Annotated in this window: 20 protein-coding genes, 1 tRNA gene, 1 other RNA gene and 1 pseudogene; 13 read left to right on the plus strand and 10 right to left on the minus strand. The window is 65.9% G+C overall.

Annotated elements, in window-relative coordinates; translation table 11 throughout:
- Positions 1–55: 55 nt before the first annotated feature.
- Positions 56–143, minus strand: a tRNA-Ser gene (locus AU175_RS07675).
- 338 nt (positions 144–481) lie between these two features.
- On the opposite strand from AU175_RS07675, the gene AU175_RS07680 reads away from it, so the two are divergent.
- The 5 genes and pseudogenes from AU175_RS07680 (at position 482) to AU175_RS07700 (ending at position 5,644) form a co-directional block, all read left to right on the plus strand.
- A complete protein-coding gene (locus AU175_RS07680; RefSeq protein WP_066287178.1) occupies positions 482–811 on the plus strand; it encodes a hypothetical protein in 330 nt (109 codons plus the stop codon).
- Between the two features lie 40 nt (positions 812–851).
- Positions 852–948: signal recognition particle sRNA small type (ffs, locus tag AU175_RS07685), an RNA gene on the plus strand.
- 51 nt (positions 949–999) lie between these two features.
- The gene (locus AU175_RS07690) at positions 1,000–4,356 is read left to right on the plus strand and encodes a DNA polymerase III subunit gamma and tau (RefSeq protein WP_082979054.1); all 3,357 of its coding nucleotides are present in this window, start codon (positions 1,000–1,002) and stop codon (positions 4,354–4,356) included.
- A gap of 75 nt (positions 4,357–4,431) precedes the next feature.
- Complete coding sequence (recR, locus tag AU175_RS07695; RefSeq protein WP_066287179.1) at positions 4,432–5,031, plus strand: recombination mediator RecR; 600 nt, start codon at positions 4,432–4,434, stop codon at positions 5,029–5,031.
- A 14-nt stretch (positions 5,032–5,045) separates the two neighbouring features.
- A pseudogene (locus tag AU175_RS07700) lies at positions 5,046–5,644 on the plus strand (GNAT family N-acetyltransferase).
- Here AU175_RS07700 and AU175_RS07705 read toward each other — a convergent pair.
- From AU175_RS07705 to AU175_RS07715, 3 genes are all read right to left on the minus strand, one after another.
- Positions 5,633–6,736: a hypothetical protein gene (locus tag AU175_RS07705; protein WP_082979055.1), complete on the minus strand. Its 1,104-nt coding sequence runs from the start codon at positions 6,734–6,736 to the stop codon at positions 5,633–5,635. The pseudogene AU175_RS07700 and the gene AU175_RS07705 overlap by 12 nt on opposite strands.
- 106 nt (positions 6,737–6,842) lie before the next feature.
- Entirely contained in the window at positions 6,843–7,973 is a 1,131-nt protein-coding gene (locus AU175_RS07710) for an ABC transporter permease (protein WP_066287183.1), read from the minus strand.
- Positions 7,970–8,938, minus strand: coding sequence for an ABC transporter ATP-binding protein (locus AU175_RS07715; protein ID WP_066287185.1), 969 nt, complete (start codon positions 8,936–8,938; stop codon positions 7,970–7,972). The genes AU175_RS07710 and AU175_RS07715 overlap by 4 nt, the downstream gene beginning before the upstream one ends.
- Positions 8,939–9,152: 214 nt before the next feature.
- Here AU175_RS07715 and AU175_RS07720 point away from each other — a divergent pair, with 214 nt between their 5' ends.
- Entirely contained in the window at positions 9,153–10,511 is a 1,359-nt protein-coding gene (locus tag AU175_RS07720) for an aspartate kinase (protein ID WP_066287187.1), read from the plus strand.
- Positions 10,512–10,587: 76 nt separating this feature from the next.
- Here AU175_RS07720 and AU175_RS07725 read toward each other — a convergent pair whose 3' ends face one another.
- Both AU175_RS07725 and AU175_RS07730 read right to left on the minus strand, forming a co-directional pair.
- Positions 10,588–10,797, minus strand: a complete 210-nt coding sequence (locus AU175_RS07725) for a hypothetical protein (protein ID WP_066287189.1) — start codon at positions 10,795–10,797, stop codon at positions 10,588–10,590.
- 116 nt (positions 10,798–10,913) lie between these two features.
- Entirely contained in the window at positions 10,914–11,108 is a 195-nt protein-coding gene (locus AU175_RS07730) for a hypothetical protein (protein WP_442855309.1), read from the minus strand.
- A gap of 109 nt (positions 11,109–11,217) precedes the next feature.
- Here AU175_RS07730 and AU175_RS07735 point away from each other — a divergent pair, with 109 nt between their 5' ends.
- From AU175_RS07735 to AU175_RS07750, 4 genes are all read left to right on the plus strand, one after another.
- On the plus strand, positions 11,218–11,757 hold the full coding sequence (locus AU175_RS07735) for a MarR family winged helix-turn-helix transcriptional regulator (protein ID WP_156642225.1): 540 nt from the start codon (positions 11,218–11,220) through the stop codon (positions 11,755–11,757).
- 75 nt (positions 11,758–11,832) lie between these two features.
- Positions 11,833–12,345: an SSI family serine proteinase inhibitor gene (locus AU175_RS07740; protein ID WP_066287191.1), complete on the plus strand. Its 513-nt coding sequence runs from the start codon at positions 11,833–11,835 to the stop codon at positions 12,343–12,345.
- Complete coding sequence (locus AU175_RS07745) at positions 12,332–13,255, plus strand: 3-methyladenine DNA glycosylase (protein WP_066287196.1); 924 nt, start codon at positions 12,332–12,334, stop codon at positions 13,253–13,255. Before AU175_RS07740 ends, AU175_RS07745 begins: the two co-directional genes overlap by 14 nt.
- Positions 13,252–13,605, plus strand: a complete 354-nt coding sequence (locus AU175_RS07750; RefSeq protein ID WP_066287198.1) for a serine protease inhibitor — start codon at positions 13,252–13,254, stop codon at positions 13,603–13,605. The genes AU175_RS07745 and AU175_RS07750 overlap by 4 nt, the downstream gene beginning before the upstream one ends.
- A gap of 96 nt (positions 13,606–13,701) precedes the next feature.
- Here AU175_RS07750 and AU175_RS07755 read toward each other — a convergent pair whose 3' ends face one another.
- From AU175_RS07755 to AU175_RS07765, 3 genes are all read right to left on the minus strand, one after another.
- Positions 13,702–16,839 (minus strand): S8 family serine peptidase, encoded by a 3,138-nt coding sequence (locus tag AU175_RS07755; protein WP_442855284.1) that lies wholly within the window; start codon positions 16,837–16,839, stop codon positions 13,702–13,704.
- A 303-nt stretch (positions 16,840–17,142) separates the two neighbouring features.
- Positions 17,143–20,100 carry an exo-alpha-sialidase gene (locus AU175_RS07760; RefSeq protein ID WP_066287202.1) on the minus strand — a complete coding sequence of 986 codons (2,958 nt, stop codon included), beginning with the start codon at positions 20,098–20,100 and terminating at the stop codon, positions 17,143–17,145.
- A gap of 230 nt (positions 20,101–20,330) precedes the next feature.
- Positions 20,331–20,516 carry a hypothetical protein gene (locus tag AU175_RS07765; protein ID WP_066287203.1) on the minus strand — a complete coding sequence of 62 codons (186 nt, stop codon included), beginning with the start codon at positions 20,514–20,516 and terminating at the stop codon, positions 20,331–20,333.
- Positions 20,517–20,745: 229 nt separating this feature from the next.
- On the opposite strand from AU175_RS07765, the gene purS reads away from it, so the two are divergent.
- Genes purS through purL form a run of 3 tightly spaced genes read left to right on the plus strand, consistent with a single transcriptional unit; the run spans position 20,746 to position 24,084 of the window.
- Positions 20,746–20,997 carry a phosphoribosylformylglycinamidine synthase subunit PurS gene (gene purS / locus AU175_RS07770; protein ID WP_066287204.1) on the plus strand — a complete coding sequence of 84 codons (252 nt, stop codon included), beginning with the start codon at positions 20,746–20,748 and terminating at the stop codon, positions 20,995–20,997.
- A gap of 1 nt (position 20,998) precedes the next feature.
- Positions 20,999–21,778 carry a phosphoribosylformylglycinamidine synthase subunit PurQ gene (gene purQ / locus AU175_RS07775; RefSeq protein WP_066287205.1) on the plus strand — a complete coding sequence of 260 codons (780 nt, stop codon included), beginning with the start codon at positions 20,999–21,001 and terminating at the stop codon, positions 21,776–21,778.
- Entirely contained in the window at positions 21,775–24,084 is a 2,310-nt protein-coding gene (gene purL, locus AU175_RS07780) for a phosphoribosylformylglycinamidine synthase subunit PurL (RefSeq protein WP_066287207.1), read from the plus strand. The genes purQ and purL overlap by 4 nt, the downstream gene beginning before the upstream one ends.
- A gap of 88 nt (positions 24,085–24,172) precedes the next feature.
- Here purL and AU175_RS07785 read toward each other — a convergent pair whose 3' ends face one another.
- Entirely contained in the window at positions 24,173–25,114 is a 942-nt protein-coding gene (locus AU175_RS07785; RefSeq protein ID WP_066287209.1) for a hypothetical protein, read from the minus strand.
- Between the last annotated feature and the right edge of the window lie 111 nt (positions 25,115–25,225).

Below are 25,225 nucleotides of genomic sequence, written 5' to 3' on the forward strand. Positions count from 1 at the left end.
GTGCGCGGGACATGCAAAAACCCGGCCCTGACATGGTCAGGACCGGGTTTCTGGCTGGCGGAGAATGGGGGATTTGAACCCCCGAGGGCGTTAACCCAACACGCGTTCCAGGCGTGCGCCATAGGCCGCTAGGCGAATTCTCCAGCTGCTTCTGAATCAAAAGCAGATACTAGACTACCTGAACTTTTCGGCAACGCCCAATTGGGCCCTAAGCGCCTGTTCGTGCGGCCACTGAACCCAAAAGCCACGAGGGTCCAGCCCAGGCCATCGAAGAATTCATTAACGTCAAAATGGACGCCCCCAATGCGTCCATTCCTCCGGAAACACCGTTGAGCTGCCGGGTCCGGCCCTCCAGCCAGGCCCCGCAGCTCACAACCTTGAGATTGCCCCAATCGGTGTACATATCCATGATCGGGCTTGCCCGCCGGATAAGCAATGAAATGTGTTCCCGTTACCTTCGGCGCCTTGGCACGATGGAGCCATGACACAGCTCCACATGCTGGTGGCCTATGTTCCCCGGACCCACACCGAGGCGGTCCTGGCTGCCATCGGCGACGCCGGGGCCGGCCGGCTCGGTAACTATTCACACTGCTCATTCGTCACCGCGGGAACAGGGCGTTTCACGGCACGGGATGGAGCGGCGCCGTTTGTCGGGGACGTGAACAAGCCCACCGAGGTGGCCGAGGACAGGATCGAATGTGCGGTCGAGGGTGCGCTCCTCGACGCCGTAGTGCTGGCCCTGCGCACCGCCCACCCCTATGAAGAGCCCGCGTTCATGAGCTGGCCGGTGGACGGCTGGCGTGGGGTTTGAGGCCGGTTCGAGGCACGCCAAAAGTTCGGGTAAACTGATCTGCGGCCCCTCATGTGGCGTCATCCTGTTGAACTCCCCCAGGACCGGAAGGTAGCAAGGGTAGACGGGCTCTGGCGGGTGCATGGGGGGTCTTTACTATTCCCCCACAGGGCGGCAGACTGTCAGCCCGGATTGGTAGGGTTTTCTCTGTGACTGTTACAACCGCCCTTTACCGCAGATACCGTCCGGATTCCTTCGCAGACGTTATCGGGCAGGAACATGTCACGGAGCCGCTGATGACGGCCCTCCGGAAAAACCGCGTCAACCACGCCTACCTTTTCTCCGGTCCGCGCGGCTGCGGCAAAACCACCTCCGCACGCATCCTTGCCCGCTGCCTCAACTGTGCACAGGGCCCCACCGACACCCCCTGCGGCGCCTGCCCCAGCTGCGTCGAACTGGCCCGCGGCGGCTCCGGATCCCTGGACGTCATCGAGATCGACGCCGCCAGCCACGGCGGCGTGGATGACGCCCGTGACCTCCGCGAGCGGGCAACATACGCCCCGGTCCGCGACCGCTACAAGATCTTCATCATCGACGAGGCCCACATGGTCACCTCGGCGGGTTTCAACGCCCTGCTCAAGATCGTGGAAGAGCCGCCGGAGCACATCAAGTTCATCTTCGCGACCACGGAGCCGGATAAAGTCATCGGCACCATCCGTTCACGCACCCACCACTATCCGTTCCGGCTGGTCCCCCCGGAACCGCTCATGGCCTATCTGGAACTGCTGTGCCGGCAGGAGAACGTGCCGGTGGCGCCGGGCGTCCTGTCCCTGGTGATCCGGGCCGGCGCCGGCTCGGTCCGGGACTCCCTGTCCGTGCTGGACCAGCTGATGGCGGGGGCCGGTCAGAACGGCCTGGACTACGAACTCGCCGTCGCCCTGCTGGGTTACACCCATGCCTCCCTGCTGGACGACGTCGTCGAGGCAGTTGCTGCCTCCGATGCGGCCACCGTCTTCCGCGCCGTGGACCGGGTGATCCAGACGGGCCACGACCCCCGCCGCTTCGTCGAGGACCTGCTGGAACGCTTCCGGGACCTCATCATTGTGCAGGCCATGCCCGAAAGCGCCCAAACGATCCTGCGTGGCATGCCCGCCGATCAAATCGCGCGCCTGCAGAACCAGGCGCACAACCTGGGTGCGGCTGAACTGTCACGCGCCGCGGACGTCACCAACACCGCCCTGACCGAAATGACTGGTGCCACGTCCCCGCGGCTCCACCTCGAACTGCTTTGCGCGCGCATCCTCCTCCCCAGCTCAGAACAAACCGAACGCGGCATCGCCGCCCGGATCGACCGTCTAGAGCGCCGCCTCAGCTACGCCGGGAACGACGTCGGCGCTCCCGCCCCGGAAGGATCCAGCGTTCCGGCTGCCGGAACTGCCCAGGCGGGCGTTGCCGCCGGAACTCCGGGATCCGCTGCCCCGGCCAGCACAACTCCGGCAGCTCCTGCGCCAATGCCGGCCGCACCGCAGCCAGCCGCTTCACCGGCTACTCCGGTGGCCCCTGAACGAACGGCCCCACAACAAGCAGTGCCTGGACGGCCAGCGCAGGCTCAGTCCGGCGCTGAACCTCAGACGCCTGCACCGGCGGCATCCGTGTCCGCAGCGGGGGCCGCGCCGGCCGCCGTTGCTTCGCAGGAAATGCCTCCGCAGGCGCAGGCGGACGAAACCCGCCAGTCCCTGACGGCACCCCGGGTCAGCACCAGCGACTGGCCGGTAGAGGAGCCTTCCGGTGCCCGGCCGGTGCCCGGACAAGCGGCTGAGATGCACCGCCCACCCGCACAAGAATCGCGTGTACAGGAATCACGTGCACAACAGGCCCCCGCGCAGCGATCGCCCGGTGTAGCCCCTGCGGCCGAAGCCCGCCCGATGCCTTCTGCGGCTGCAGGACCCGGCGGCGACGTCGAAGTTCTCCGCCGTGCGTGGCCGGAGATCCTCCAGACGCTGTCCAAGATCAAGCGCAGCACCTGGGCGCTCGTAGAGCCCAATGCCCAGGTGGCAGCATTCGACGGCCAAGGACTCACGCTCGCGTTCACGACGTCCGGACTGGCGGGCGCGTTCGGCCGTGCCGACCATTCGGAAAACCTGCGTCAGGCGATCCACAAAACCGTCGGCATTGACTGCCAGATCACGGCCGTCGCCGGCGGCAGCAACAGTCCAGCGAGCTCTGAGCCAAACCCAAAAGCACCCGCTAGCCGGGTAGCCCCGGCAACGTCCGCGGACGTTGCATGGGGTCTGGCCCCCGCGGACGCCCCCACCGCGCAGGACAGCTACCCAGGGGACACCTCCCCGCAGGACACCGGCGCCCCGAATGGCCCCGTTGTCCCCGCCGTACAGGCACCCACGGATCCCGCCGCGGGGCCTCGGGCCCAGCCTGTGACGGCGCCGACAGTCCCTGCAACCGCGCTGCCTCCTTCCACAGTCACTGCGGCCGCGGCCTCTGAAGCCATCCCTTCGTCCACGGCACAATTTGCTGCTCCAGCGGAAGCTCCCGGGACGCCTGCCGGGGCCACGGCCCCCGCGACGGCACCGTTCCCGACAACCGCCCCGGGGGCTCCCGCCACACCACTGCAGGAATCCGATACTGCCGGCACCTACGCCTACTCCGACGACGACTGGGGCCCGCCCCGCGACGAGGACGCCCCGCCCCTGGATGAGGAACCTCCCATGGACTGGGACCCGTCCGCGGCGGCTGAACCCCGCCACACACCAGCGGCCACAGTCCCTTCTTCCGGTTCTGACAGCGCGCGAACGCCCTCAGCGAAGCGCGCCACGAAAGCCGCCAAGTCGCCTGGTGCGGCGGCCGCCGGCGTCACTGCATCCGCGGCAGGTGCCCCGCATGATCCGTGGGCACGCGCCGTGGAACAGGCACCGGGGGTCTGGGTTGTTGGTACTGAGACCAACCTGGGCAGGAGCCAGGCTCCGTCCGAGCCGGAGAGCACGCCTGCCACTGGAACCCCTGCTCCGCACTACGAACCCGCCGCGGCCCAGGTTCCCCAGGCGGCCCAGGTTCCCCAGGGGGCGCAGGATCCCCAGGTCGCCGCAACACAGCCTTCCGCAGCCCCGCAGCAGCCGGCGCCAGAAGACGACTGGGGACTTCCAGCGGCTGCCCCTTCCTCCACTGGTTCCTCTGATTTTGGTTCCTCCGGCCCGGGAGTCCCCGCCCCCGAACCTGCGCCGGAACCGGTGAGGGAATATGCGATGGCCGCGTCGGCCCCGCACGCGGCGCCTCCGCAGCCGTCTCCCGCAACCACTCCGGCAGCCGCCGCCGCGCGGCAGAGCCTCTACCAGCGGCTGTCCAACAGCCCCGAGGCGGAAGCCGGACGGGCCAAGGCGCCGTCACGGGCCGTAGCCGCAGCTGTGCCGGATGTCCACGACATCCCCAGCGCGGATGACGAAACGATCGAGGAATCGGGAGTGTTCGGGCGCGCCGCCATTGAGCGTATTCTGGGCGGGAAGCTCATCGAGGAGCGCTCCCTGGATGGCAGCCCGCTGCCTCCCCGCTTCTGATTGCCACACCGCCGGCCGCCATGCAAAAGGCACCACTGATTCACCCATCATCCAAGCCAAGCTAAAGAGGGAAACGTGTACGAAGGTGCGGTCCAGGAGCTGATTGACGAGCTCGGACGCCTTCCCGGTGTGGGTCCCAAGTCCGCGCAGCGGCTGGCATTCCACATCCTTGAAGCCGACCCGCAGGACATGAAACGCCTCGTGGACGCCATCACCACGGTGAAGGAACGCGTGAAATTCTGCACCGTCTGCGGCAACGTGACCGAGCAGGAGCTCTGCAATATCTGCCGGGACACCCGCCGCGATCCTTCCGTGATCTGCGTGGTGGAAGAGTCCAAGGATGTCCTCGCTGTGGAGCGGACGCGGTCCTTCCGCGGCCGCTACCACGTGCTGGGCGGCGCCATCAATCCGATTGGGGGTGTCGGGCCGGAGCAGCTCCGGATCCGGGAACTGCTGACCCGGTTGAACGACGGCGCCATCCAGGAGGTCATCATCGCCACCGATCCCAACCTGGAAGGTGAGGCTACGGCCACCTATCTGGCACGGATGCTGAAGTCCATCGGCATTGTGGTCACCCGCCTGGCGTCCGGACTGCCTGTGGGCGGCGATTTGGAATATGCGGACGAGGTCACGCTGGGGCGCGCCTTCGAGGGCCGCCGCAACGCGCTCAGCTGAGGTGTGGGCATGCCATGATCCGTGAAGATATCGTGCCCCTGGTTACCGAGCGGCTCGTGCTGCGCCTGGTTGAAGAGGCAGACGCGGCCGCCATCCACCGCTTCCGTGGCGACCCGGCAGTCACCCGGTACCTGTCCCACGATCCCCTTACGTGGGGGAAAACGGCGAAAGGCTGGCGGAACTGCTGGCTCTGTGCGACGCGTCCACCGGCGAATGGTTCAACTACGGCTGGGCCATAACGTTGCGGGCCTCAGGAGAAGTGATCGGCGATGCGAGGACCTGGAACAGCACCGCCCGGACTGCTGCCGGCGTTCTCGCTCCGGGAAAACATCCTGTCCAGCACGCCGCATTGGCCTACGTCCTGCACACCGATTACCACCGCCAGGGCTACGGCCGCGAGGCTGCCGGAGCACTGGTCAGCTGGCTCTTCGCGGAGCGCAGGACCAGCACGGTCGTCGCGGCCGCCTACGAACCAAACACCCCGTCCATCAGGCTCCTCCGGAGCTTGGGGTTCAGCCCAGACCCAGCCATCCCGACGGACCGGGACACAGCCGGAAAAGGCTTCCCGTTGCTGATGTTCAGGCTGGACGGTCCGCAGCAGTCATCCGACTGAGCCGGACCTGCGCACGGCAGCCAACTGCCCGCCGGCGAGGATGCCGCCGGCCAGGACACCCTGTGTAACGAGCCCGACTACTTCCAGCGGCATACGGGGATCGTCCTTCGTCCGGGGCTCACCATTGACGCAGGGCACCTGTGTGCCGTCCGCAGCTTCCTGGAGGACACCGTGCATCCATCCCATCACCTCCCGGTTGCCTTCGCCCTCGTCTGCGAGCATGATCAGCAGCACCACAGGGTTTGAGGCCAACATCCACACGATCCGTTCCGTGTGGAACACCTCTGCCATGCCCGCCAGTTCCGGCGCACACTCGTAAGCCTCCGGTATACCGCCGGACCCCCGGACAACGTTCATCGTGACTGCTACCGGTTCATCAGCCCGGACAGCCGGCAACAGGGCCCACACGGCCACGGCATTCCCCACCACGAGGGCACCGGCCACGGTCCAGCCGAATGTCACCGCCAACCACCGGCGGCGGAACATCTCGGACAGGCCGGCACCAATGGCCCCGAATACAGCAAACTCCAAGACGACGACCCCGGCGGCCGTACCGGCCATGTCCGCGGATACACCAGCGATCCCCGCCAGCACAGACAGCAGGAGCAGCGCGAGTGCCGCGACGAGGGGCCCGCGGGCGGCGACGGCAAAGAAGGCAGCCAACGGGCCAGGAACCGGGGAAATTGGGCCCCCGCCCCGGTGCCCGGGAAAATGGCGGACGCGGGCAACGGCCCAATGCAATGCCAGAAACGACGAGGTTGCCGGGATCAACGCCGCGGCCAGCAGATAAGCCCCGAACAGTTGATCTGCCTGTTGTGCCTGGGGCGCCACGGCTACAACCAGAATCCAGGCCGCGAGTGACGTGACCAGGGGCACTGCTGCCGAAACCAGCCAGAACCGGACCGTCCGCACGGACCTTAGCCAATCTGAAAATGCCAGGCTGAGCGCCACCCGCGCGGGGCCGGCCGGCTGAGGCTCCCAGCCGGCGTCGTCCGCCGCCTCCCGCGTTCCGGCGTTCCAGCCGGGACCGATGGGCTCGTAAACAGGTTCTTCTCCAGGCCGGTCCGTGTCCTGCCGGTCGTCTTTAGCCACAGTTCGAAGCCCCGCATCCTGGACAGGCCCAGCCCCGGCGGTCACCGGCGGATCCGCCGGCTCATCCCATCCTGATCCACCGGGAAGGGCCTGTCCAGAGGAGTAATCAGGCGATGCGGGTTCCGCGCGCCAGCCTGTGGGCCGGTGTACGAAGCGAACGCCAGCCCAGCCACATGAGCAGGCCGGCCAGCACCAACTGCAGGCCCAGTCCCAGCGGCCACAGCGGCGTTGTCTGGGCCAGATAGCGCGGCTTCGCCTCGCCGTTGGCGCACGGGTAGGTGCCCTCCGGGCCGGCCATGGCGTACCGCGCACCCTGGCTGACGTTCTCAATCGCCCCGACCGAGCTAAAGCCCTGCTGGCCCGTCCGCTCCGGATAAGGAATGGCGTCGGCCACCACGACGTACGGGTTCATGGCCAGGAACCAGGCCACCCGCTCGGTACGCGCGACCGGCTGCTCCCGAAGCGGCCCGGAGCAGGTGTATTCCGGTTCCACTGGCCCGTTGCTGAGCGGCTGGTATTGGCGGTATTGCGGCTGGTTGGCCATGATGGTTCCCTGGGTGAGGCCGGTGCCCAGGCCGAACGCGATAAGCGTGCCGATCACCAGTCCCGCCACCGCCAGGTATGTCACCACGATGGAGAACAAGGGCCGTCCTGCCAGCGCCGAAATCCCCACGCCCACCGCGCACACTACGCCGACTTCAACAGCCAGCATCAGCAATGCCACGATGACGTGCCCGGGCGTCATGCCGCCAAGCGCCACACCGATCACCAGGAACGGTGTGCTGGCTACGAGGAAGGCCAGCGCCGCGAACCACGCGGCGAAGAACTTGCCCCAAAGTATCTGGCCGGGCCGCAGCAGGGTGACCTGCAGGATGGCCAGCGTACCTCCCGCGCGGTCGCCATTAACGGCGTTCGCGGACAGCGCCGGTGCGACCAGCAGCGCGAACAGCAGCACGAACGCCAGCACCACTTCAAAGATCATGGACCCCGGGCCGGTCTGCGCCGGCGTGAAATCCGAGTAGGCACGCTGCGCAGCCTGGGTGGCGTTCCAGCTGGCCCAGGTCAGCCAGGTCACCAGGCCGGTCAGGACGAACCAAATGGCCAACATGATGTACCAGCCGCGGGACCGGAGGCGCTGCTTCAGTTCCAGGACCACCACGTCCTTGATCCCGGCGGCGTAGCCGGCCGCGCGGCCGGACCCGGCGCCGGGCTGTTGTGTCTCAGTCACCTGGCTCATCGCCGCTCCCCCTCAAGGTTCATGTAGGTCTCCTCCAAGGCACCCGAGGCGGGCGCGAAGGAGCTGACCGGGACGCCGGCGAGCACGAGGTCCCGCAGGAGCCGCGCGGCGTCGTCGTCGTCGGACAGCATCAGGCTCACCGCCGGCCGGCGGCCGTCCTCCTGCCGGAAGGCCAGTCCCAACTCCGTGAGTTTCGCGGCCAGGGCCCCGCCATCAGTGGCTGAGATGGCGTACCGCCGCCCGGCGGCGACGGCCTCTTCGGTGGTCTGCTGCCTGACCGTGCGGCCCTTATTAACGAAGACGGCGCCGTCGGCAATTTCATCCAGCTCGCTCAGCACATGCGAGGAGACCACCACGGCCTTTCCCTCCCGCGCCAGCTGCCGCAGCATGGTCCGCAGTTCAACGCGGGACCCCGGATCGAGGCCGGACGCCGGCTCATCGAGGAGGAGTACCGACGGATCGTGGATCAGGGCGCGCGCCAGGCTGAGCCGCTGCTGCTGCCCGCGTGAGAGCACGCGGGCAGGCTGGTCGGCGAGCTCAGCCAACCGGACACGGTCCAGCATCTCCGCAACCCGCTGGCCAATCCCGGCGGCGGGGAGGCGGTAGAAGCGGGCCATCTGGGCCAGGATCTCGCGCGCCGTCAGGGATTCCCACACGCCCAGCGTGTCAGGCATCCAGCCGATCCTGCTGCGCACCGCGGCGCGATCATGCTGCGGATCGAGGCCGCCTACACTGACGGTGCCGGAGTCCGGCGCCAGCAGGGATGCCAACATCAGCAACAGTGTTGTTTTGCCGGCCCCATTGGGCCCGATGAGTGCGGTCACTTTGCCCGCCGGGGCATGGAAGTCCATATGTTCGACGGCGCGCACCTGTCCGAATTTCCGGCTGACAGCAGTAGCCGTGATGCCACCCGCGGGCGCTTCTTCCGGCAGCTGGCCTCCGGTCGGATCCTCTTTTATTGCCATGTCCTGCGCACCTGTCCCCCAAGTCTCTGCATGCATACTGACTATCTGAGCGTACGCCCGCTGTGTTGCGTCCAGTGTCCACCCCAAGGCGGAGATTCGGTCACAATTCAACGCCGGGCGGCAGCGGAGATAAACTGGGCTCAACAAGTCACGCCGTCGCGCCGTAAGGCCGCCTGGCCGCCAGAACTCCGATTGATTCAGTGAAGGTACGCGCATGAGTACGCCCACTACCGAAGTGCACACCGCAGCCCAGCAGCAGGAGGGGCCCGACGGCGGTGCCGTCACCAAGCAGCTGATCGTCCAAAAGTTCGGCGGCTCCTCCGTTGCGGATGCCGAGGGCATCAAGCGCGTGGCCCGGCGCGTGGTGGATGCACAGCTGGCCGGAAATGAGGTGGTTGTGGTGGTGTCCGCCATGGGCGACACCACGGACGAACTGCTGGACCTCGCCGGCCAGGTCACGGATTCCGCCCCCGCCCGCGAAATGGACATGCTCCTGTCCGCCGGCGAGCGTATCTCCATGGCGCTGCTGGCGATGGCCATCAACAAGTTTGGCGCGTCCGCCCAGTCCTTCACCGGGTCGCAGGCCGGCATGATCACCGACGGCATCCACGGCAAGGCCCGGATCATCGACGTCGACCCCCACCGCATCCGTACGTCGCTGGACAAGGGACACATCGCCATCGTGGCCGGCTTCCAGGGCATGAGCCGGACCACCAACGAGATCACCACCCTGGGCCGCGGCGGCTCGGACACCACCGCCGTAGCCCTGGCCGCGGCGCTCGAAGCCGACGTCTGCGAGATCTACACCGACGTGGACGGCATCTACACCGCGGACCCCCGCGTGGTGCCTGCCGCCCGGAAGATCGACACCATCTCCAGCGAGGAAATGCTCGAACTGGCCGCCTCCGGCGCCAAGATCCTGCACCTGCGCTGCGTCGAGTACGCCCGGAGGTTCGGTGTGCCCCTGCACGTCAGGTCCTCATTCAGCCAGCACGAAGGCACCTGGGTCATCCCCAGCGCCGAAGACAAGATCACCACTCAAGAGGGAGTTGCCTTGGAGCAGCCAATCATCTCCGGCGTTGCACACGACCGTTCCGAAGCCAAGGTCACCGTGGTGGGCGTTCCGGACATCCCCGGCAAAGCCGCCGCGATCTTCCAGGTCATTGCCGATGCCCACTCCAACATCGACATGATCGTCCAGAACGTCTCAACGCACGGCACCGGCCGGACCGATATCTCCTTCACGCTGCCCATCGTCGAAGGCGCCGACGCCCTTGCCGCACTCAAAGCTGCGCAGCCGGAAATCGGCTTCGAAAACATCGAATACAACGAGCAGATCGGCAAGCTGTCCCTGATCGGCGCCGGCATGCGCTCACACCCGGGCGTTTCCGCGACGTTCTTCAAGGCGCTGTCCGCGGCCGGCATCAACATCAACATGATCTCCACGTCCGAGATCCGCATCTCCGTGGTTACCCACGCGGACCTGCTGGACGATGCCGTTCGTGCCATCCACAAGGCATTCGACCTCGACAGCGAGGACGAAGCGACGGTTTACGGCGGCACGGGGCGCTAAAGGCGCCAAGCGCGAAAACCACAGGGGCCGCCCCGCACACTACGTGCGGGGCGGCCCCTGTTGTTAAGATCGCATCTCACTTATTCATGTCTTCACGCCGGACGGCGTAGTGGTGGCCTTCCGAATCGGTTTCCACTTCGAAGTGGGAAAGCTCCTCATCGGAGGCCTGCTCGAACGCATCATGCTTGTGAACTACCGGCGCGTCCGTGTCCAGGCTGGTCGCCGGCCCAAAGACAAAGCGGAGCCGGTCAGTCACGTTCATGAAGCGGCTGAGGGCATGTGCCATATTCTCCACCCCCTTCCACGTTCCTGGCGAAAGTGCACTGTCCCCTACCGGGAGCCAGTGCCCTTATTTTACGCCCGGAGGGACAAAAAGGCCCCGGAACAGGGAGGAGCGAACGCTCAGCGCAGGGACTTGTCGTCCGGATTCCTGGGAACAACGTAGGTGCTCCCGTCAGGACGGTGCAACGTCTCCCACTGCTGGCTTTCCGCTTCACGCTGGGCCAGGAGTTTCCGGTTCTCGTCCGTCATGTCATGCACCAGGGAACTCCGGTTGGCCGGGCCGAAGATAGCCCGGAGCTTGCCGGTTGCCCGCATGAACCGTTGTGATGCGTTGTCCTTGACCACTGAGATGACTCCTTCAAAGAACACTGTTCGTCATTTCAGTGTACGCTAACAATTAGTGCACTAACTATTGGAGGTAGTGATGACCACCGCCATGGCGGCCCCGGCTTCGCCCGAGCAGGACGACCTGCTCCTGGAACACCAGCTCTGCTTCGCCCTCACAGTGGCGTCCAGGAGTGTGGTGGGTGCCTACAAACCGGTGCTGGAGAAGCTGGGCCTGACCCACCCGCAGTACCTGGTCATGCTGTGCCTGTGGGAAGAAAGTCCCCGGACCGTGCGCAACATCAGCGACGCCCTGGCCCAGGAACCCGCCACGATTTCTCCGCTGCTCCGGCGCCTCGAGGCCGCCGGACTGCTGACGCGGCGACGCGTGGATGGAAATGAACGCGCCCTCGCGGTGGAACTTACACCGGCGGGAGCAGAACTCCGGCAGCAGGCGCTGTCGGTCCCCGGCACCATGATGGAACGCCTGGGACTGACCCGGGACCAGGTGGCCCAGCTGCATGCGGCAATGATGGGACTGATCGCCGCCGCCACCGGGGGAACCACCAGCGGAACCACCAGCGGAACCACCGGCGGGGCCGACCGGAGCCCGGCAGCAGAAGACCCGGCAGTAGAATAGGAGCAATTCGAGGAGGCTGGGCGCGTGCGTAAATTGCTGTTCCAGGGGTTGGCCGTTGCACTGTCAGTAGGTTTAATGTCGGCATGTTCTGCCGGAACAGGCGGAAGTGAGCCCACTTCTTCCGCACCTTCCAGCGTCCCCACCGGTACAAGCACGCCATCAGCCACGCTCGCGCCGGATGCGGAAACCTCCGTTCCCGCACCACCGCCGTCGGCCCCGTCAGGCTTACCGTCCGGCCCCGGGGCAGGAAACGCCGAACTGGCCATCACGGTCAAGCCGTCCGAGAATGAAGCGGCCGTCAACTACACCCTGGTTTGCCAGGGCGGCGTTCCGTCCGCAGAAAGCAAGCACCCCTCGGCGGAGACTGCCTGCACTGCGGTCAAGGAGAACCCTGCGATCCTGAGCCCGTCAACCAAAAACACAGACCAGGCCTGCACCGAACAATACGGCGGACCGCAGCAGGCAACAGTCACCGGGATTGTTGACGAGACACCCGTGGATGTCACCTTCGCACGGACCAACGGCTGCGAAATCAGTGCGTGGAACGCGGCCCAGGCCATCCTGGGTTCCAGCGGTGGAGCAGCTTAGCCTCCTGGCGGCCGGGGACTGGCGGGCACGTGAAGCCGCACACGTCCAGCGTGTCCGCCGCTATGCCGACCCGTACCTGGCCCGCCGCTCCGCCGGCCGGAAACACCCGGTTGAGGACTTCCTCTTCACCTACTACACCCAGAAACCGGGCCAGCTTCTGCGCTGGCACCCTGGCGCCGGCGTCGCGCTTACTGGCCAACCTGCTGCCGCCCGCATCGGCTGGAAACACTACAGATCGCTCGACGGCGGCGAGCTCGCCGCCGTCGGACTGCCGGCGGGAACTGCCGCGGTCACCTTTGACCGCGGCAGCTTCCTGGCCGACCGTCATGAAGCCGTGGCTTTCGCCGAGATCATTCTCCGCGGAACGGCCGCCCGTCCAGCCCAGTTCGGCTGCTTCGGGCTGCACGAGTGGGCCATGGTCTACCGCCAGGACAAGTTCGACCTGCGCCACGAGTATCTTCAACTGCGGCTAGGACCGGACGGCACGGACAAAGTGGTGGAGGAGAACCGGATCCGCTGTTCCCACTTTGACGCGTTCCGCTTTTACACGCCTGACGCCATCCCGCGCAACGAGCTTGTCCCCAGCCGGGAGAACCAGCGGGACATGGAACAGCCTGGCTGCCTCCACGCCAACATGGACCTCTACAAATGGGCCTACAAGCTGCTGCCCGCGCTGCCCAGCGAACTGGTGATGGACTGCTTTGAGCTGTCCTGGCGGATCAGGGCCATGGACATGCAGGCCTCCCCCTACGACCTTGCGGACTGGGGCTATCCCGCCATCCGGATCGAAACCCCGGACGGCAAGGCCGCGTACGTTGAGCACCAGCGGGCCTTCGCGGCAGAGGCTGCGGCGCTCCGGAAGCGCCTTGCACTGGAACTGGCACCGCTCACCAGCCCGGAACGGCCATGAACCGGATCGACCTGGCTGTCACGCTCCGGGAGGACGCAGATGCCCCCGAGCACAAGTTCCAGCTGATTGCCAGGGACGGGCAGGTAGCGGCCGGCTGCACCCTGCCTGATCCTGGGGGCGCCCTGGCAGCCATTAAACGCTTCGGGGAGGACATCTTCTTTCCCAAGCCGGGTCCCCCAAAGTTGTGCACGCAGCAGTACGGCGGGCCTCAGGTGGCCGTGGTGACCGGATCCATCGACGGCCGGCCCGTCAACTCGACCTTCACGCGGACCGACGGCTGCGAAATTGCCCGCTGGCGTGCCATGGCGCCGTTGCTCGGGGGAACGCCCGGTTCCCGCGGCGAGGCCTAGTCCTGCGCCAGGAGCCCTGCCCGTTCAGTGCCCGGCACAGCACGATGCCGCCGGCTCCAGCGGGAACCGGCGGCGTCGTGGCCTATTTTTGGTGGACTAGAGATCCATGTTGCGGTTGCCCGAGAACGCCGGGACCTCCTGCTTCTTCTTTTCCTTCTTGACCTTGTCCTTCTTGTCCTTTTTATCCGCGGCGGCGGGATCATCGGATGATTCGTCATCCGGGACCACCACGGTGCCACCAGGTGTGACCGCTACCGAGACGAAGGTGGGCACGCTCGAGCCGGCGAACGTCACCCGGCCAATGTAGGAGCCCTCAGCCAGGTCTTTCCACTGGAGCGTCACGGTCCCGGACTGGCCGTTCCCGAGCCGCAGCGGGTTGGGAGTCACTGTTGCGTTCCTGACGTTGGCTCCCAGCACGGCGGCATCCACCGAGGCCTTGGTGGGCTGTCCGTCCGGACTGGCATAGAGGTTCACGAAGATCGTGTACACCCCGGCGGCCGGATTGGGCACTGAGATGGATTCGCTGGCCGAGGCCGTCTGGGCCAGCAGTACCTGTCCCGCCGGGTTGAAGACCACCATGTCGAAGTCGGCCGATTCATCCGAGGAGTAGACGGAGAACTTTGCCAGCGGCGATCCTGCCGGAACGGTGACTTCCTTGGCGAAGTTGGACGCGTCCGTTTCCAGAGCCAGCGGTCCCGGAAGCAGCTCGATGGCCGAGGAGTCAGCCTTGGAGAGACCATCCAGCGTCATCTTCACGGGTGAGTTGGTGCCGGAAACCACCGGTATGGCGCCCTGCCCCGTTCCGCCTGCTGAGGTGAAGGCCAGGTTCGCAGGGGCCACCACCGACTGCGGGCGTACGGCAACGGGTGACGCGACGTTCTTGCCGGCACCCTGCCAGGCCAGGCTGCCCATGGCGAACTGCCCCAGGGCTGCACCGGTGTTTTCGAACTTCACCTTAAAGGTGCGCTTCTCACCGGCAGCGCTGAAGCTAAGGATCGACGGCGTCACGGTTACCTTAATGCCCGGAACGTCGGCCTTGGCCCGGTAGACACCCGGCGTCAGGGCAGTGACCGTGCGGGTGACTTCCGTTTTGCCGGTCAGGGCACCCAGGGCGAACGAGGCGAGGTTCATGTCGCGGGGCGCGGTGCTGCCGAGGTCGGGGATGCCCAGGTCCAGTCCCGTGCCCTGGATAAACTTCAAGTAGTCATCCTCGGTGTTGTCGTAGACCAGGCCGGGATCCAGGATCCTGGCCACATCCACCTGGCCGGCGCCCGTTGCAAACACGTCCCCGTTGCGGGTGCCGTCGGCCTTCCTGACCTCACCGGCGGTGGTCATCATGGCCGATTTGACCGTCGCCGGGGACCATGCGGGGTTCTTGGCAAGTACCAGCGCGCCAAATCCCGCGACATGGGGCGCTGCCATGGACGTTCCGGACATCATGCCGAACTGGTCGCCGCCTGAGCCGATCGGTGAGACACCTGCCAGCACCGCAACACCGGGGGCAGCGACGTCGGGCTTGAGCAGGTCCGAGGCGGTGGCAATCAGCGGGCCGCGGGAGGAGAACCCTGCGATCTGTGGCTGCGGCGGGCCCGGCAGGCCGGTGGTGTCCTTGTTCACCAAGGCCACCCTGACGGCGGGGTTGGCGGTGATCTTGTCCTTGATCTGCTGGGTCGCCGGCGGGTTCACATGCACCGTCGGCACGGAGTGGCGGTCCAAGTCCTCCGAGGACGTGGCGAGGTTGACCAGGATCATGCCGACGCCACCGGCCCGCTTCACCTCCGCGCTCTTGGCCACGCGGTCAACAACTCCGCGGTCGCAGACCACGATCTTGCCTGCCACCTTGGCAGGGTCAAGCGCGTTTGGGGCACAGAGCTCAGGGCTGGACGCGCCGACGGCGGCGGCACCCGCCGCGAGCACCACGTTAGTTGCGGGAACAGGAGCGGCCATGATGCTGGCACCGCGGAACTTGCTGCCGTCCTCGAATTCGACCGTACCCTGCAGCTCCGTGGAGAAGGAGCTCGCGGCCACGGTGGTCAGCCAGGGTGCGCTGTGGTTGACGGTGCTGGCGGCGGGCCCGGAGTTTCCGGCGGATGCCGCAACGAAGACCCCGGCTGAGGCCGCAGACAGGAACGCCAGTGAAACGGGGTCCGTAGTGGTGGAAGTGCTGCCGGAGATGGAGTAGTTCAGGACGTCCACGCCATCGAGGATGGCCTGGTTGATTGCGGCCACGGAGGCCGAGCTGTAGCAGCCGCCGGTGTTCGGGTTGTCATCCTCCCAGCAGACCTTATAGACGGAGATCTTTGCTGCCGGCGCCACTCCACTGGTGATGCCCATGTCGGTGGCACCCAGGTTGGCGTGGACGTTGGCGTTGCCTGCCGCCGTACTGGCCGTGTGTGTTCCGTGGCTGCCGACATCGACAGGCGAAATCAGCTCTTCAGGTGCGCGGTTTCCGGGCGCGACGTAGTGCAGGAAGTCATCGGCAAAGTACCGTGCGCTCAGGACCTTGGAGTTGCAGCCCGTGCCGTCAAAAGCCGCCCCGGAGCCCTGGCCCTTCTGGCACTCGCCGATGAATGTGTCGCCGTCGGACTTAAGCATGGCGATCTGGCCGTCAGCGGTGCGGTAGGGAACGCCCACCTCCGGCTCGCCGGTGAGCGGCTGGACGTCATCGCCTGCCAGGAACGGGTTGGACGGCGTGTAGCCGGAGTCGATGACGCCCACCACAACACCCCTGCCGGCATTCTCTTGGCCGCCGAAGGTCGTATTCCAAAGGCCGTTGGCGCCGCTGAGTTTGAGGAAGTCAGTGGTGGAGTAGTCCGGAGCGTTCTCGGTGTCCGGAGAAACCATCAGGACGCCAGGGTCCTTGGCGAGCTTCACGGCCTGCCCGGTGGTGAGATCCGCCGAGAATCCGTTGATGGCTGCCGTGTACTTTCGCTTGATCCGGATGCTTTCCGAGGCGGCCAGCGAGTCCTGCTTGGCCTCAAGATGGGCCTGGTAACGCTGGACTTCCGGACGCTCAGCGTCAAGCTTGCGTCCGCCTTGCGGTTTCGTGGCCGCGAGGCCGGGGGTCCCGCCGTCGTATGTGGCAGCCGGTTTCCCTGCAAGGACCACAATGTAGCGGCCCGCGGGGTAATCGCTGGGGTTGAAGGTCTGTGGAGTTACTACGGTGTTTGGTTCGGCGGGCGCCGCGGTAGCGGGGCTCAACGCCATCGAAGAGAGGAGAAGCGGCAAACCCACGGCTAACGCCGTCGCTTTCCGGAACCCCCCGCCCCGGGTGGGGCGCTTTCCAGTTGATTTCACGAGCGACTACACCTTTCACGAGGCACGGGCCAGCACGTATCCGGCCCGAGGCAGCTGGAAGACGACAACCGTTATTACAGATCTTGTAACCCGGGGAGTCCAGCCGATTCAAACAGTACAGACTGATAGATGAATATGACATAAGACGCCAATCATTTTTCTAAAACTGTCAATTCGCTTGTCATGCCAGCGGCCCGACGGAGACCGCCGGGCCGCTGCATCAGTGTCATTTAGTGACTGTCAGCCTCTCCCACCCTTGGGGGTGACCTGAAGCCGGTCGAAGGAGACTTGCCGGCCGTCTTTGTCCATGACCACTACGTCGTCGCGGCCGTTCTGCACATCGGACGGGAGGATGAACTCCACCGTGTTTGCTGTGGTGGGGAAGACCCATCCCACCCGATAGCCCAGCTTGTTGAGATACACGTAGTACCACCGGCCGTACTCCAGCCCGTTCAGGGTTACCTTCTGGCCATTTCGGTATTTGTCCGCAGTGCCCAGGTCAAAGGGAGCCGTTTGGCCTTCAAAGTCCTGGACTGCCAGAGCGGGCTCGCTCTCCGGCTGGGCCGGCTGGACTGTCAGCTCCAGCTGACCGCCAATCACTGAAGTGCTGACTACCTTGGATCCGTTGGCTGCCGTTGCCTCGAACGAGACCGCTCCCAGGCTCCCCGCAGCGACGTCAGCCGCTGTCAGTAAATGAACGCGGGCGGCCATCGCGGTGCCGCCAACGGCCAGCGCTGATTCCGTGATTCCGCCGTCCGATGCGTCCAGCCCGGTCAGCGCCACGTTGCCTGCGTTGCCCACGGTGTAGGTGTACGTCACGGGATCACCCACGCTGGCGAACCGGTCGCCGTCGGCGTCTTCCCATTCCGCAGCAACCGTGGCCTCCAGCTTCGGTTCGCGGACTGCGAGATCCACTTCGCCTCCGTCCACCTGGTAGCCCTTGGTGCTCTGGCCTGCCGCGCTGACTTCCCAAGTGGTGGTCGGGACAAAAAAGCCCTGCTCAGCTTCTTCGGCGGTCACCGTGTGGCGCGGCGTAGTGCACTGATAGCCCTGGCCAGCTGGGAGTGTGAGGTAGCGGCAGTTGCCGGGGCCTTCCGGGACGAACGGGCTGAAGTTACCGGCGGTCGGAACTACCTTTTCCACGAGCGGGCTCGTGTTGCTGACGCTGAAGGTGTACGGGACGAGCTCACCTGCCGCGTACGGCTGCGTGGCCAGGTTACGCCCCACGTCGGCACGCCTTCCGCTGATGTCGGCGCCAACGAGCCCATCGCGCAAGGCCACCGCAGCGCCGGTGAAAGCAACCGTTTTGGTGAGCGACGGCGTCGCGCTGGACGTGATGCTGAAGCTTGCCTCGGGCACAAAATAGCCGCGCTCGACGTCCCCCGCCGTCATGACGTGCTTGGCGGTAGTGCAGTTGTAGCCGGCACCGGCGGCCAGGTTGTTGAACCGGCAGTTCGGCGCCGACGGCGGGAGGAAGCCGGAATCGAAGGTCCCGGAAACCGGCACTGCGTTGGCCGTGACGTTCGCCGTGCTCTTCACATTGAATGAGTAGCCCAGGACTTCACCGACGCGGTACGGGTTGGTGATTACATCCCGTACGGGCGCACTCCCCGTGATCGCCAGCCCGACCTGCGGGGCCACCGGCACAGTAGCGGTGAAGGTAAACTGCGAAACCCGGCCATCCGCCGTCGTGAACGCGGCATTGAGGCTTTGCGGGCCGCTGGCATTCGCGGGCGCGGTCAACGCTACGTTGACCGTCGCCGAGGCACCGGGGTCAAGGTCGGGAACAGGCACCGTGGCGGCGGACCAGCCGCCCGGGGCATAGACAGTGGCGTTTGAGCCTGAAAGCGTGGTCGCTTCCTGGTTGGTGACAGTCACCGCGACTTGCTTCGTGGCGCCGGGTGCCGTGGTGACGGCGGGGACGGACAGCGGGGCGCAGACGTAGTTCAGCCAGGCGTCGTCGAACGTCGCGAAGGGCATGTTGTCCGCGTAGTTGCCCTCGTAGAGCACCCCGAATTTGCCGTCTTCCAGGCGGGTCACGGTGGAGTAGGCGGAGAAGCCGGAGCGGATGGTGCGTACGCCCGGCCACGTGGCGCCGTCGTCGCAGGAGACCCGGGCGGAGACGTTTTCGCGGCCGGTCTTGGAGTTTGCGTTGGTGAAGATGAGCTTCCTGGCTTCGGCTGAACCCTGCGCCGCATTGGGGAACATCCTGGCAATGGCGCCGTTGTTGGCAGGGTCGGGCAGTTCGGTGTCCTGCGTGACCGGGCCATAGGTAGCCCCGCCGTCCGAGGAGATCGCCACCTTGCGGTAGCCCTGGTTGGCGTTGTCGCGGGAGTTCAGGAGGACACGGCCGTCGGAGAGCTCAACGGTTTTGTTCTCGTCCATCCGGTCACCGACATTGGCACCCTTTTGCCAGGTGGCGCCGTGGTCATCGGAGTAGACGCTGTAGGCCTGGAGCTTGTTGCTGCCATCGGCCTGGCGCACGTCACCCGCATATTGCTGGATCAGGCGTCCTGCGTGGGGACCGTACCGGAGCTGGATACCTTCGCCGGAGGACGCGAAGTTGGAGCGTACGTCACCGGCAGCCGGGTTGGTCTTGCTCGTGCCGGGCTTGGTGACGTTCGTGATGAGCCGTGGCTGGCTCCAGGTGAGGCCGCCGTCCGTGGACTCGATGACAGCCGAGGAGATCACGGTGCGGTCAGCGTCGTCGTTGCCGAACTGGCTGCCGCCAAAGCCTTGGTCCTTGGAGTACACAAAGAACGCGAAGACCTTGCCGGCTTCGGCGTCGTGGATGTAGGACGGGTCGCTGTAACCGTACTTCGGGCCCGCCGCGTCGCCCGGGTGGCCGGCAGCGATGACCTGCACAGGTCCCCAGGTCTGTCCACCATCGGTGCTGCGCCGCTGCACGATCGAGTTGGGGTTCGGCGCGTCGGCCGCACTGCCCGGGCGGCCGTCCCACGCCGCCAGCACAACCCCGTTCCCGAGGTAGGTCAGGGCCGGGATCCGGTAGAAGAAGTTGCTGGCCGTTCGGTCGGCGGCGAGGTTTACCTCCGCGAAGGAGCCGGGAGCCGCCGTCGGGCTGTTCGAAGGGATGGGGGCCGCCTGGGCGGCCATCCCGGGGCTTGACAGCAAGGTGAGGGCAACGATGCCCGCGCCTGCTGTCCGTCTTATGGATCGATGCCTGGTGCGTTTGTTCATGAGTCGCAAATTGACTGTCCTTTTCACTGCGCCGCGTAAACGGCGATGCGGGAATGGTCGGCTGCGGCAGGAAGCAACCTCCAATAGGTTCCACCTGCCACATACGACGTCCTACCACCGTAGGGTGTGGAAGGTGCTAAGGGAAGGGTCTTGTGCAGGAGAAGTTCCGGGGCACAGAAAAGGCGGCCCCAAGAGGAGCCGCCCGCGGGCGATGCCAGATCGTGTACCGCCTACTGCCGTGGCGTGCGGACTACTTCACTGATCCACTGCCGGGTCTTTTCATCGACTGGACCCGCCACGCGGGATTCCCTGGCTGCCCTGTCGGCCTTGATCTTCTGCAGGACCATGCGGCCCAGCCCCGCAAAAACGGCAACGGCAACCACGGGCAACAGCACGGATTTCGATTTCTCAGCCATTTAGCAATCCTAGTGACGGTGTGCGCGCAGGACCAGAGCCGCCGTCGTTCAGCCGAATACAGAGTGCGGCCCTACGCCCGGTAGAATGGGCTAGCAAGCTCGCGGAGCGCCCGTCCACACCGTTCAAAGACACTGTTCAAAAAACATGTCCACTCAACACAGCGGAACGGCGTGAGACGGCACCACTCCGCTGCGCCCTTACCCAATGCTCACGCACAGGAGTTGCCGGATGCCCCGGATCGTTGTTGACGTCATGCCCAAGCCCGAGATTCTGGACCCGCAGGGGAAGGCCATCGTGGGTGCACTCCCCCGTTTGGGCTTCACCGGCTTTAGCTCTGTCCGGCAGGGCAAGCGATTTGAACTGACCGTCGACGGCGAGGTGACGGACGCGATCCTCGCCCAGGCACGCGAAGCAGCCGAGACCCTGCTGTCCAACCCTGTGATCGAAGACGTCGTCAACGTCGAGGTCGTCGAGGCCTGAGATGACTGAACTTCCCCTGATCGGCGAGGCAGCCGCCGCCGACGCTCCTGGTGCCCGCAGCCTCGCGGGTGCCAAGATCGGCGTCGTCACTTTCCCCGGCACCCTCGATGACCGCGACGCCGCCCGCGCCGTCCGGCTTGCCGGCGGCACCGCAGTGCCCCTGTGGCACGCCGACACCGCCCTGGGCGACGTGGACGCCGTCGTAATTCCCGGCGGATTCTCCTACGGCGACTACCTCCGTGCCGGCGCCATTGCCCGCTTCGCACCGCTGATGTCCAGGATCATCGACGCCGCGAACTCGGATGCCAGACTTCCCGTTCTGGGCATCTGCAACGGCTTCCAGATCCTGACCGAGTCGCACCTGCTGCCCGGGTCAATGATCAAGAACGACCACCTGAAGTTCATGTGCCGCGACCAGGTCCTGCGGGTCGAGAACAGCAACACCGCCTGGACCCTGGACTACGAGGCCGGCCAGGAAATCACTGTGCCGCTGAAGAACCAGGACGGTCAGTACATTGCTGACGAGAAGGTCCTGGACGCGCTCGAAGCCGAGGGCCGCGTGGTGTTCCGCTACGTGGGCTTCAACCCGAACGGCTCGCGCCGCGACATCGCCGGCATCTCCAACGCCGCCGGCAACGTGGTGGGACTCATGCCGCACCCGGAGCACGCAGTGGAAGTTGGCTTCGGCCCCGAGTCCCTGGACGGCATCGGCGGGTCCGATACCGACGGCCTGGGCTTCTTCACCTCGGTATTGAACAAGATTGTGGGAGGCAGCAAGTGACCACGGAAACCACCAAGAAGTTCAACATCGACACCGTCGAAAACGCGGCCAAGACTCCGGACACCGAACTCCCCTGGGCCGAGCTGGGCCTGAAGCAGAACGAGTTCGACGAGGTAGTCAAGGTCCTGGGCCGCCGCCCTACCGGCGCCGAACTGGCCATGTACTCGGTCATGTGGAGTGAGCACTGCTCCTACAAATCCTCGAAGAACCACCTGCGCCAGTTCGGCGACAAGGTGACCGAGGAGATGAAGAAGGACATGCTGGTGGGCATCGGCGAAAACGCCGGTGTCACCAACCTTGGCGACGGCTGGGCCGTAACGTTCAAGATCGAATCCCACAACTCACCGTCCTTCGTGGAGCCCTACCAGGGTGCCGCCACCGGCATCGGCGGCATTGTCCGCGACATCATCTCCATGGGCGCCCGCCCGGTAGCCGTGATGGACCCTCTGCGCTTCGGCGCCATCGACCACCCGGACACCGCCCGTGTGATGCACGGAGCCGTTGCCGGCATCGGCGGCTACGGAAACTCCCTGGGCCTGCCCAACATCGGTGGCGAAATGGTGTTCGACTCCGTGTACCAGGGCAACCCGCTGGTCAACGCACTGGCCGTGGGCGTCATGCGCCACGAGGACATCCGCCTGGCCAACGCCTCCGGCAAGGGCAACAAGGTGGTGCTGTTCGGTGCCCGCACCGGCGGCGACGGCATCGGCGGCGCCTCAGTACTGGCCTCCGAGTCCTTCGACGACACGAAGCCCTCCAAGCGCCCCGCCGTACAGGTGGGCGACCCCTTCGCCGAGAAGGTCCTCATCGAGTGCTGCCTGGAGCTGTTCAAGGGTTCACTCGTTGAAGGAATCCAGGACCTGGGCGCCGCAGGCATCTCCTGCGCCACGTCCGAGCTCGCATCCAACGGCGACGGCGGCATGGAAGTTGAACTGACCTCCGTCCTGCTGCGCGACCCCACCCTGACCCCGGGCGAAATCCTGATGTCGGAGTCGCAGGAACGCATGATGGCCGTGGTCACTCCGGAGAACATCGCCGCCTTCGAGGCTGTCATGGACAAGTGGGCCGTGGAGTACTCCTGGCTCGGCGAAGTGACTGACACCGGCCGCCTGATCATCACCTGGGATGGCGAGGTCATTGTGGACGTGGACCCGCGCACGGTGGCCCACGACGGGCCGGTCTACGACCGCCCGTACGCCCGCCCCGAGTGGCAGGACGCCGTCCAGGCCGACTCCTTCACCGGATCCGTCCAGGACGCCGGCCGCCCCTCCGCCCCCGCGGAACTGGCAGCCGCCGTCACCGAGCTCATTTCCTCGCCCAACATGTGCAGCAAGGACTGGATCACCAACCAGTACGACCGCTACGTCGGCGGCAACACCGCCTTGGCTTTCCCGGACGATGCCGGAGTGGTCCGCGTTGACGAGGAAACCGGCCTGGGCGTCGCCCTGGCCACCGACGCCAACGGCCGCTACACCTACCTCGATCCGTACCACGGCGCTCAGCTCGCCCTGGCCGAGGCGTACCGCAACGTCGCCACCTCCGGCGCCGTGCCCATGGCCGTCAGCGACTGCCTGAACTTCGGCTCCCCCGAGGACCCGGACGTCATGTGGCAGCTCGCCGAAGCCATCCGCGGCCTCTCCGACGCCTGCATGGTGCTGGGGATCCCGGTCACCGGCGGCAACGTGTCGCTGTACAACCAGACGGGCACCACACCCATCCACCCCTCCCCCGTGGTGGCAGTGCTGGGCAAGCTCGACGACGTCGCCCGCCGCACGCCGTCGGGCTGGCGCGAGGATGGCCAGGCCATCTACCTGCTGGGGACGACGGCGGCCGAGCTGGACGGTTCCGAGTGGGCCAACCTGCGGGGCCACCTCGGTGGACAGCCGCCCAAGGTTGACCTTGCCGCGGAGCGCGCGCTGGGTGAAATCCTGATCAATGCGTCCCGCGACGGCATGGTGGACTCCGCGCACGACCTCTCCGAAGGCGGCCTCGCGGCAGCCCTCGTGGAGTCCTCGCTGCGCTACGGCGTCGGTGCCCGGATCGCCCTGCAGGACGTCCTGGACCGGGACGGCGTGGACCTCTTCACGGCGCTGTTCTCCGAGACCCAGGGACGCGCAATTGTGGGCGTGCCCCGCTCCGAGGAAGTCCGGTTCAAGGACATGTGCACGGCCCGCGGCTTCGCCCACGTCCGGATCGGCGTGGTGGACGCGGCCAGCGGCCAGCTGGAGATCAACGGCGTGGACACCCTGTCACTCGACGCCCTCCGCGAAGCCCACGAGGCAACCCTGCCGAAGTACTTCGGCTAATCCCCACCCACCGGGTCCCTCGGTGGATCAATTGCTCCGTAACCGCCCTTTTGAACCCTCAGAACGGCGGTTACGGAGCAATCGACGGTTAACGGCCCGGGCGCCAGCCTGCCTGGACCAGAGCCGCGCGAACCTTGGCGACCGCAGGCTTGGTTTCATTGAGCATGTGCCGCTTGGAAATCCTGACTTCGACCCAACCGACCGCCTCATAGTTCTCGGAACGCGTGATGTCCCGGACGATCTGCCCTTCTTCGCCATGCAGCTCGCCTTCATACTCGATCCCGATCCGGTACTTCCGGTAGGACAGGTCCGGCTCGTGATGGCGCAAGCCGTCGTCGCCGATGATAGGCACGTTCAATTCCGGTTCCGGCAGACCCGCCCTCACTATGGCCAGCCTCAACAGTGTCTCCTGCGGCGAGTCGGATCCCACCCGGATGAGTTTGATGGCTTCCTTGGCCCTGCGCAGCCCGCGCTTTCCCTTATGCCTGTCGATCATTCGCTGAAGATCGGCCAAACTGCAGAGCGGCATGTCCCTGCCCTCAATGCCCGCCCTGGGCACGCGCACACAGCTGTCCCCCATAGCCACAAGCTCATCCACCGTGAGCGTTTCCGCCATGTCCAGCCAAGTCCGCTCAGGAGTGGTGACGGGAATTCCGTCAACTGTGGTGACCTCGTCGCTATAAAGCTTCATCCGATGCACAATGACATGCGCCCGGTTCAGGTGTGCCGAGCCCTCAGGCCTGATGACATGGTACATATCCGGAGTCCCCTTCTGCTGACGTCGCGGCAGCACAAGGAGTTCCGCCGCGGTGAGGTGCGACGCGGCGCATCGCTCGTTGACCTCGATGAAAGGCCGCACCCTGATGCCCAAGGGGAGCTCCGCCGTCGGGCTTTCCGACCGGATCCCCTTGCCAAGGCGATGCAGCGCGCGGTGCCTGAGCCGCTTGCGCGACACTCCTGCATGCGCGGCGTCGGCAACGGTGAACGGACGGTCCTGCAGTTCCTCGGGCAGCGGGCGCGGGGTCTTCATGGATTCATCAGACCAGAACGCCGCCGCGGCGGCAGAAGTTATCCACAATCCCCATCGATTGCTCCGTGGGGGCCCTTTTGGACACGCAAAAGGGCCCCTACGGAGCAACCG

The sequence above is a fragment of the Arthrobacter sp. B6 genome (assembly GCF_001663775.1).
Lineage (GTDB): Bacteria > Actinomycetota > Actinomycetes > Actinomycetales > Micrococcaceae > Arthrobacter.